The organism is Sphaerospermopsis reniformis (genome assembly GCF_005402885.1).
Classification (GTDB): Bacteria; Cyanobacteriota; Cyanobacteriia; order Cyanobacteriales; family Nostocaceae; genus Sphaerospermopsis; species Sphaerospermopsis kisseleviana.
Genome location: NZ_BJCE01000204.1, coordinates 1 through 9,741 on the forward strand (window position 1 = coordinate 1; position 9,741 = coordinate 9,741).

A 9,741-nucleotide genomic window follows, 5' to 3' on the forward strand; every position below is an offset into this window, starting at 1 on the left:
CCCTAGCGCGTTTTGGGTACATATGTATATAATTGGTAATATTTTTCATCTTTGGTAGAACCACGGTATATTTTCCATTTACCGTTCTACCATTTTTCCGTTATATATTTCGGACAGGTCTATTTAAGAGAAATTTGGTAAAAAATAAGTACCAATAAACTAGAGTTTAACTCATAAATACTTGAATGGGAACTCAGATCCCCGACTTTTTTAATCAATCGAGGATCTATTATATAGCCTTTACAACTTCCGCAATAATTCCTCAGTCAACTGCATAAATGACTTAGCACCAGCAGAACCCGGACTCATTAACGTTACCGGCATAAAACTATCAACAGCTTTCGCTACATTGACATCAAGGGGAATTTGTGCCTGACAAATAGTTTCTACACCAAAATCTTCCACAACTCGGTGCATTACTTGTTTATAATATCTGCCAGTCAATAAATTAGTATTGCACATACTAAAGACAATTCCCAACATTTTGATATTGATTTTTGCTTCCTGTTCATGACTATCTTTTAACTTAGCAATGCGTCTTTCTAATAATTGAATACCCACCACAGATAAAGGTTCTGGTTTAGCAGGTAAAAGATAAAAATCGCTAGTTGCCAAAGCACTACGAGTCATGAGATTATAACCAGGAGCGCAGTCTAAAAGAATAAAATCATATTCATCCCGAACTGGTTTTAAAATGTCTCTAATTAAGACTCTTTCAAAACGATTCCAAATAGTTTCAAAATCTTGTTCACCCAAGGCTAATGCTTGATTATGCAGCATTTCTGAAACGACAAATTCATCATATAAGTCGATATCTCCTGGCAATAAATCCAATCCCGGCAGCTTACATAATTCACCTTGAATGATATCCTGAATCTTGTATTCAGCATTGGGATATGGGTTAATAACTTCATCTATCAAATATCTAAAAGTCTTTCTTTGTTTGCGACGTTTAGCAAACTCCATCGGTGACATTAAACTGAGGGTAGCACTAATTTGACTATCTAAATCGAGAACCAATACCTTTTTTCTGTGATTTTTTGCTAAACAAGTGGCTAAATTAACAGTAACCGTAGTTTTACCCACTCCACCTTTCATGTTTGCAGTTGCAATTACATATCCCATTTTTATTTCCTCTGCTGACGCATTCCCATTAATGTAGCGTACATATTATCTAATAGATTTTAACTTTGGTTAATTTAGTCTTTTGGTAGATGCGAAAATTTGCTTTGGGCTATCTTTTCTCCTTTATGCGGTTATACCCCGAAAAAAGTTAAGGACTTTTTTAAGGTAGTTTCATATTTTTTACTAATAAACTTTGTAAACGATGTAACTGAGAACCAACTTGATAAAGTAAATCACCTTTACCTAACAGATATGCTGCTGCTGTTTGTGTTCCACCAAGAACAATTTTAGAATCCGCTTCGCTGGAGGTTCTTAAAGCAATTCTTCCCGGTAAATTTGAGCGAATAATAGGGGTGACTATCCCCGCTTCTGGACGTTGGGTAGCAATAATTAAATGTATTCCTGCTGCTCTTGCCATTGCACCTAAACGTTTGATACTTTGTTCTAATGCAGTACGAATTTCTTTTTCTGCCATAAAATCGGCATATTCATCAAAAATACATACTATCCGGGGTAAAGGTGGGGAAAATTTGTGATTATAATCTGTTAAATCTTTACATTTAGCTTTTTCAAATTTTTGATAGCGAGATTCCATTTCTATCAATAATTCTTCCATTAATTCTATAGCGCGATCGCTATCTTTAACAACTGGTGAATATAACCAGGGAATTTGTTCAAATTCGGGAAATGTCACTCTTTTCGGATCAACTAAGGCAATTTTCAGATGTTGGGGAGAATGACGATACAATAAACTGAGAAGTAGGGATCTTAAAAATTCACTTTTACCGCTTCCTGTTGTTCCTCCTACTAAAAAATGGCAAGTATTCGGATCAGATAAATCAGCTTCCAATAAATTACCATCAATACCTATTCCTACAGCAATTTTTACAGGTGTATTTGCTGGTAAAAACTGTTTTTGAATATAATCTTCAAATTTAGCAATTTGTCTATCTTTGCGTGGTAAATCAACACTGACATAACCAGCTTGGGGCGCAATTAAAGGAGGATATTCTAACCCTAATTGCACTTGTAAATCAGCAGATAATTTTAAAATTGAAGGCACTTTTATACCTAAATGGGGTTTAATTTTCACCCGAATAAATGCCGGACTTACATCAGCACCATAATAATCTACATTAACCTTAAAAGATGCCAAAGTTGTAACTAAAGATTCCCCAATTTCATCAGCATTAATATTTGGTAAACTCTCCCCCTTTTTTAAAGGGGGTTGGGGGGGATCAAATTCTCCAATTTCATCAGCATTAATATTTGGTAAACTCTCCCCCTTTTTTAAGGGGGGTTGGGGGGGATCAGATTCCCCTATTTCCTCAGCATTAATAGTTGACTTAATTGTTAATCGATCACATAAATCTATCATCATCTCTAGACATTCTTTAAGAACATTAGGATTAAAAAATGTCTGACACTTTTGTTGTTGAGGACAAATTTCACACAAATGGGGTTGAGTTGTCGCAGGTGGTGGGTTGGGGTTGGGAGATTCCCATTTTAACCATTCCTGCATTTGTAATAGTTTGTAGGGAATTAATTGATGAACTGTATTTTCTAATTGTTCCCAGGAATATTGGTAATCTTTAAATTCAGGTAAAACACAATAAACCGCAGAATCTACCGCCGCTTTTTTCTTGTGAAATAACATATAACTATACAGAGAAACCTGTGCTAACTGTGCTGCTGGATCTACAGGGTGATAGGTTTTAAACTCTATCATACACAGGCGTTTAACTTCAAAATTAAAAACTAAACAATCAAATTCACCTCTAACTAATTGTTGTGTACCATCAGGTAAATTAAAATAATATTCTAAAGTTCTTTCTTCCTGAATAAAAGTATTTTTAATTACTGTCTCAGCACTACAATAACGCCGATTGATAATTAATAACTCTGTGAGTTTTTTAATCAGTCCTTGTATTCCTTGCCAAATTTGTAATAAAGCAGGTGCTTTACTGTCATCTTGACTGATAATATTTTGTAAATAAGGGAAGAATTGATTTGTATAAAATATTTGTTGAATTTCCGATGATATTTGTTCTAAATTTAATCTACTTACATCGGCAATTAATAAAGATTTAATTTTGGGATTAATCAAAAGTAATTGGATCAAATCATCGGCTAATTTATGAAAAACATTACCAATACCGGAAATGGAATTTTTAGGAAAAAATATTGCTTTATGATCAAAATGATGATTGAGATAAAATAACCGCGGACATTCAAACGCTACTCTAACTTTAGTCGGTGTTAAAGATGAATTTTCAGATGTATTATTTACCATATTAAAAATCTCATTAATAGCTTCAGGTTGATATATTTGTAGTAAGCGACGATGGACAGCAGCTAAATAGACTGTATCCATTGCTGCATAGTTTAGCTGTTTTTGAGTGAGAGGACGTTTTCCCCAGTCACTTGTTCCTTCTTCTACATCTACATCAGAAAATTGACAAAGTTCTACAGCTAAGGTTTTGAGTTTTAAATTACTTACTTGTAGTTTTTCACGGGTAATTTTTCTAGATAATTGGTATGTACAGATAATATTTTGGGCTAGGTTTTTACCTAAATATTTAACATCAAATCCAGAGTTATGAAAAACCTTAGCAATTTCTGATTTTACCATGATTTGATTGATAAAATAATCGGTCAAATCAGGTTTATCTAAAACATCGAAAATTAAAGCAGACTCACCAGTTAAGTCTGTAGGATCAGCCAATATTTGAATTAATGATAATCTGGGGTAGGGAGTATTCCAATCAGCAATTTCTGTATCTATCCATAGAGTTTTATGTCGGGATATTTGGGAAATTTGCTGATATATTTCCGCATCTTTGGTTAGGTAGTGCATTAGTTGATATATATATTATAGTTGAGGATTCCAAGAAATTAATTGATCTTGTAATTTAGCTTTTGGGTTCATAATTTTAGCTTTCTTTTCCTGACATGATAGATCAATTAACATTTTAATTTCTGTTTCTTGAACATCAGCAAATTGACTAGCTGTTTGGAAAATTAACGTATTTACTCCCATAAATCCTTGAGTTTTGATGAGATTTAAGATAAAATCTTTTACAGGTCTGTAATCTCTTCTAACTTTACCATTTGTATCTTGTTCTGTTGCAGCAACAAGACCTAAATCATGTAACAAAGTACATTTGTTATGCAAGATTTGAGATTCACGCATTAAAGATTCTAGTCCTTGTAAATTAATCGTTTTCCCACCAATGACTAATTCTTGAGATTTGGCAGAATTGACAAAACTTTGGTATGTTGCTAAATAATGAACTGCTGTTAGACTTGGTTTGATGTGTTGGTGATGAGTGTGTGTAAAAAGTTCTCTATAAAGTTGATTTCCTGCAAGATTTGGTTTTCCTACATTTCCAGCACGGACTAAATAAAGAGTTTTACAGCTATTGTTATGAATTACATTTTTGCAAGCATTCATAACATGAAAAAAAGTAGTCATGTTTGAATCTTCTGTCCAGACTATTCCTACTCTTTCTTGTTTTTGAGACTGCTGATAACTCAATGAATAAGTAGCATATTTTCCAGTTAAAAGTTTAGGCTTAATTCCCTGGATTTGTAAAGCTGATAAAGCTTGTTGTAACATCTGCATTAAGTCAGATGATGATAACAGAGATAATTTTGTAATTTTACCCTGAATTTTCTTATATTCTTTTTGCCATAGTAATTCAAATTCTGCTTGAGTTGTTTCTGGATCACTTACAGATAAAGAAATAGTAATTATGGGATCAGGAGTAACTTTTTGTTGGGGTATGGTAACTTTTGTTTGTGCTACAGGTTCAGGTTTGATATGACCACTGATGATATCAATTTTATATTTTTGATATTCGTCACGTCCCAGAGTTAATGTATTTCTCGGCATGGTTTTACCAGCAGGGTAATTTGTTTCTAAAATTTGCCGAGTGAGAGGAAAAAGAGAGGATTCTGGTTGAGGATATGCTAATTGATGTAATGGTTTGAGATGATAAGCCCAAAGTGCTTCCGCCTGTTCTATATTAATTCTTTTTAGCTCAATTGTTTTATATATTCCGGCTTTGTCCGCTGGCAGCACCCGATCCCAATGGCGTTTTAAAGTATTTGTAATCACACTGATAATGACTAAGAAATTTTTAAAATTATCCCCATGAATTGTTGTATTAACATTAAAAAAAGGTTGGATATCCAGAAACCCTTCTGGCGATTGAGGCATGGTATCTAAATTATCAAAACATAAGACTATTGGCTGGGTTTGTGTGGAAATTCTGCCAAAATTAGCTAAAATATTTTTGGCTGCATCTTCTGTATCAATACAGTGTTTAACCTTTATTTCTTTCATGGATTCTTCACTTAAATCATCTCCTCGCAACCATTCACAAGCTATATCATATAATTCGGGATTTGCTAAATCGTGCAGCACACCAAAAAAGATATCAGGGTTATAGATACCTGCTGTTTTATAGGTATCCTTGAGATGTTTAATAAATTTTTGGCGATTACTTTGTAATGCTTCCCAAAAATTATCATTAAATATTCGTTTTTTGATATCACTTTTTGTAAAGGCTGATAAACTTTTTAGCCATAACATTAATTGTGATTCTTTCTCACCTTCAGGTATTTGAATCAAACTATCAACTGTATAGCGTAAAATATGCCGCCAAATATTACTACTATCAGCCCAGTTACAAAGAATATAAGCGAAAAAAGCTTTAGGGTTAAGAGTGCGTTTCAGACGACCTAATAAATAACTTTTACCTACACCAGAATCACCAACTAATAAAACTGTACGACTACGATGATCTTTACCTACTAAATTTAGTAAATATTCTATCTCTGTAATTGCTTCTTTATGAATTGAATCAACCATTAATGTTACATCCTGTTGATCCGCCCAAAAATTAGTAGGCTTTAAATTGATAACATCAAAAGGGTTGACTTCACGTTTGATAATATCGTTAATGTTTGTCATTGCTAAATCTAAAAATCGGTGTGAGGAGGAATTAAGGAAAAAAGAAAATAATCAGAAAATAATCAAACTATGTGGATGAATTGATAACTGTTAGTTGACGATGATAAAAAACAGTTGACCACCAATATTTTGAGGGATACCCGCATCAATTTGTTCTGGGGTATAAGCACTAACTTCTTGTAAAGAACTCAAATCAATTAGATCATTTCTTTGCAACCTATACAAAGCTTGATCTAATTCATCCCTTGATAAAGGTGGTTGTAACTTTTCTCGTAAATGAAAAATAGGTAAATAATTCTCTGTTCCCAGTTCATAATCTAATTTTTTAATAGTCTCTAAAACCTGTTGATCACTAGGTTTACTGATAGTTTCTATTTCCGAATTTTCACTGATAGATACTACAGAATCAACTGGTTCTGAATGACGTAAATTTTTCCGCAAAAACCGGATATAATTACCCAATAAGTCTAAACTAATAGTGGGCTTATTACCCTGATTGGTAATAAATTCATCCCGCAAATATTCTATTCCCCTTGGAGTTAACCACACTTCAGCTTTAACTCTTTTCATCTTGATTTCTATTTCAATCAAACCCCTTCCATTTAATACGTTTAATATCGTCTCTCGTTCATCTGATTTCAAACCAGAAACTTTAATTTCACTGGGGGCGATTTTTTTAGAACTTTTACCGATCTTTTCCAATACTTTCAGTTCTTTATCACTGATGGGTAATTGACTGGAATCTAATTTTAACAAAGCCTGTCCAGCATCCTTGATTTTTACTGTGGCAATCTCTTGGGAATAGTCTACCAGTTCTAGTGCTTTCAAATCTCTGCAAATTTTGTTTTTATCTTTTTTAAAAGCGTCAAAAACACTGGAACTTAACCCAGCGCGGTAGTTGGGACATCCCAATAGTTTTAATACAAATTTTAACTGGTTAGTATCCATGTGCTTAATGTTGCTGGCTGCGAACTATGACTAATCTAGGTTAAAAAGAGAAAAATTGACACACTTTTATTATGTTAACCCTAATCTGTACCATTTTTCACTAAACACTAAACTATTATGAAAATTTCTAGTCATTGCTTCCTGAATAAGCTATTAAAAGTTAGCTTTGGTTGTTGTATTTATTTTAGTCTCTAAAGGAACATGGTGCTATGATATTTTGGTCAATCTCTTAGTAAATCTAGTACAGCACGGCGTAAATAAACCAACCATTCTCAATCTCCGACAATCCTATGCTGTCTTGGTTTTGAATTTTGACTTTTGACTTCTGCGAAGCGGTACTAGAAGCGATGTCCGCAGGTATTCCAGTGGTGGGAAGCGATCGCGGGTTAGAAGGACTTGCTGTAGATAGTATCAACACACCACGACGAGCATTAAAAGCAAAATAACCCGCAGAATACATAAAAGCTATTAGTCAAATTTTTGAAGATTCACAACTTATAAATCAACTCTCTCATAATGCCAGATAATTTATAGAAACTAACTTTACTTGGGAAATTGCTGGAAAGCCTTATAAGCAAATTTGTCTAGAAACTGAGTAATACAAATAACTTAATAAAGCTGTTGTTTTCATTCAAAAAAGGAGTTAACACCAATGAGTAATTATATTCACTGTCCTCATAATAGCGTCAAACCTGTATCCAACGGAGAGCAAATAGCAGATTCCAACTTATGTGATTTTTGTTGGTATGAATACTGCTTTTGTTGGTCAGAATATTGCATGAGTGAATGGTATGAGATACAAACCCAGCATGATCAGCAAAATGGCAACAAAGCTCACAAAAAATCAGGCGATCACCAATCTCAGTATCCCACAAATTTGCACAATCTATAGACAAATATAGTTATCAGTGGACGACTTACGCAACTGGCACATTAATAGGGTGCGTCAGATATCAACAATCTGGTTATTCGCATCAATTAAGCATTATAATGTAAACTACAAGTAAACATAGAAAAGCTAAAAAATAAACAGTTTTAATACAATAAACTTATTATTCATATATATATATATATATATATATGAATAATAAAACGTTAAAACAAATTACCAAATGATTAAGTAAAACTTAAAATATAATAAATTTTCATTTTTTAACACCTTAAAAAGAGTATAAAAAAAGTTTCCCAAATTTAAAGTAATGGAATTTTTGACTCAATATCCATATAAAGGCGGGAATTAAAAGTGAACATACAACTATTTATCCAACGATCAGAAGCATTACACCAGTATTTAGCAGATTTATACCAAACTGCTACCTTATTACCCTGGATTCCCTCTGATCTACTACCCCAAGCATTTAAAGAACTACATAGCACCTCAAAAATGTTGCAATTAGCAGCTGAGGAACTTTACCAGCAAAACGAAGAACTCATGCAAAATTGCACCTTGCTGGAAACACAACGCCAACATTACCAAGAATTATTTGAATTTGCACCAGCAGCTTATTTAGTAACTGATCAACAGGGTATTATCCAAGAAGCCAACCGATTAGCATCACAATTACTAAACATTGACCAAAATGTTCTAGTTGGAAAACCAATAACAAATTTCATTTCACAAGAACAACACTCCTACTTTTTCAGCACAATTAATCAGATATCTAAATCTGAGCAAATCCGAGAAATATTATTACGATTACAGCCACGTCATGATGATTCATTTGATGCCTCTTTGAAAGTCAAATCTGTTGCCAATCAGCAACAGACGAAATTACACTGGTTAATACATAAAAGTGTTGCTTATCAGCCAGTAGAATCAACAGATGTTAAAAATTTCACCGACCTAATTGAAAATCGTCCTATACATAAACATTCCAAAGGAGAAATTATTACCCTCATTCCTTTATTAATTTGGTTTGTTCGTCATGGTTTAGTTAAACTCAGTGCATTTAGTGAAACAGGTGCAGAAATAATCACAGGGTTAGCAAAACCAGGCATGATTTTTGGCTCTAGTATGACATCTTTACCCATTTACCAAGCCACAGCCATTGCAGATGTCGAAGTAGTAGTACCAATTTACCTTTCAGAAATTGCAGCTACACCCAACCTCAATAAAATCCTATTACCTAAAATTCAACAGCGATTACAACAAACACAATCTTTTTTATTTATTGCTGGTCAGCGAAAAGTACCAGCAAGATTACAGCATTTATTAGAACTTTTAAAACAGCAAATTGGAGAACCAGTACCTGAAGGAACACGCCTTTGTTTTCGCCTCACTCATGAAGATATTGCCAATATCTGTGGTACTACCAGAGTCACAATTACACGCTTACTGAGTCAGTTCCAACAACAAGGTAAAATTCAATTTGATCATAAAAAACATATCATCATAATTCATAATTCATAATTCGCAATTACAATTTATGTAGGCTTGAACCTATTAAATACTGATTACGAATTACGAATTAGTAAAAATTTCCTCAATTTGAACTTGCTGCACAGCTAGTAAAGAATTGTGCCAACATTATGATCATGAGCGAGGCAAGAGGCAGGAGGTAAATAGGGTTTGCTGATAGCGTAGCGTGGCGTTAGCCATATAAATCCGAAAACTTTACAGGTAAAGGGTTTTAGCTATTTTGACTTGTACTGAGCGACTTGTACTGAGCCTGTCCTGAGCCTGTCCTGAG

Annotated in this window: 6 protein-coding genes and 1 pseudogene; 3 read left to right on the top strand and 4 right to left on the bottom strand. The window is 33.7% G+C overall.

Going from position 1 to position 9,741, the window contains the following annotated elements; translation table 11 throughout:
* Positions 1 to 240 precede the first annotated feature (240 nt).
* The 4 genes from FFR48_RS21345 to FFR48_RS21360 form a co-directional block, all read right to left on the bottom strand.
* On the bottom strand, positions 241 to 1,125 hold the full coding sequence (locus FFR48_RS21345; protein ID WP_137668768.1) for a ParA family protein: 885 nt from the start codon (positions 1,123 to 1,125) through the stop codon (positions 241 to 243).
* A 160-nt stretch (positions 1,126 to 1,285) separates the two neighbouring features.
* Positions 1,286 to 3,982, bottom strand: a complete 2,697-nt coding sequence (locus tag FFR48_RS21350) for a DNA translocase FtsK (RefSeq protein ID WP_137668769.1) — start codon at positions 3,980 to 3,982, stop codon at positions 1,286 to 1,288.
* 15 nt (positions 3,983 to 3,997) lie between these two features.
* A complete protein-coding gene (locus FFR48_RS21355; protein ID WP_137668770.1) occupies positions 3,998 to 6,103 on the bottom strand; it encodes an ATP-binding protein in 2,106 nt (701 codons plus the stop codon).
* Between the two features lie 90 nt (positions 6,104 to 6,193).
* Positions 6,194 to 7,051 (bottom strand): transcription factor RcaD, encoded by an 858-nt coding sequence (locus tag FFR48_RS21360; protein ID WP_137668771.1) that lies wholly within the window; start codon positions 7,049 to 7,051, stop codon positions 6,194 to 6,196.
* A 335-nt stretch (positions 7,052 to 7,386) separates the two neighbouring features.
* On the opposite strand from FFR48_RS21360, the pseudogene FFR48_RS29595 reads away from it, so the two are divergent.
* The 3 genes and pseudogenes from FFR48_RS29595 to FFR48_RS21375 form a co-directional block, all read left to right on the top strand.
* Positions 7,387 to 7,650 (top strand): annotated as a pseudogene (locus FFR48_RS29595) (glycosyltransferase); the annotation flags it as partial.
* Between the two features lie 53 nt (positions 7,651 to 7,703).
* On the top strand, positions 7,704 to 7,943 hold the full coding sequence (locus FFR48_RS21370; protein ID WP_137668772.1) for a hypothetical protein: 240 nt from the start codon (positions 7,704 to 7,706) through the stop codon (positions 7,941 to 7,943).
* A gap of 351 nt (positions 7,944 to 8,294) precedes the next feature.
* On the top strand, positions 8,295 to 9,461 hold the full coding sequence (locus FFR48_RS21375) for a helix-turn-helix domain-containing protein (protein WP_137668773.1): 1,167 nt from the start codon (positions 8,295 to 8,297) through the stop codon (positions 9,459 to 9,461).
* The last annotated feature ends 280 nt before the right edge of the window (positions 9,462 to 9,741 follow it).

Bases quoted from the DNA above. Each gene is read 5' to 3' on its own strand.
- FFR48_RS21345 (WP_137668768.1), bottom strand. From the start codon at position 1,125: ATGGGATATGTAATTGCAACTGCAAACATGAAAGGTGGAGTGGGTAAA.
- FFR48_RS21350 (WP_137668769.1), bottom strand. From the start codon at position 3,982: ATGCACTACCTAACCAAAGATGCGGAAATATATCAGCAAATTTCCCAA.
- FFR48_RS21355 (WP_137668770.1), bottom strand. From the start codon at position 6,103: ATGACAAACATTAACGATATTATCAAACGTGAAGTCAACCCTTTTGAT.
- FFR48_RS21360 (WP_137668771.1), bottom strand. From the start codon at position 7,051: ATGGATACTAACCAGTTAAAATTTGTATTAAAACTATTGGGATGTCCC.
- FFR48_RS21370 (WP_137668772.1), top strand. From the start codon at position 7,704: ATGAGTAATTATATTCACTGTCCTCATAATAGCGTCAAACCTGTATCC.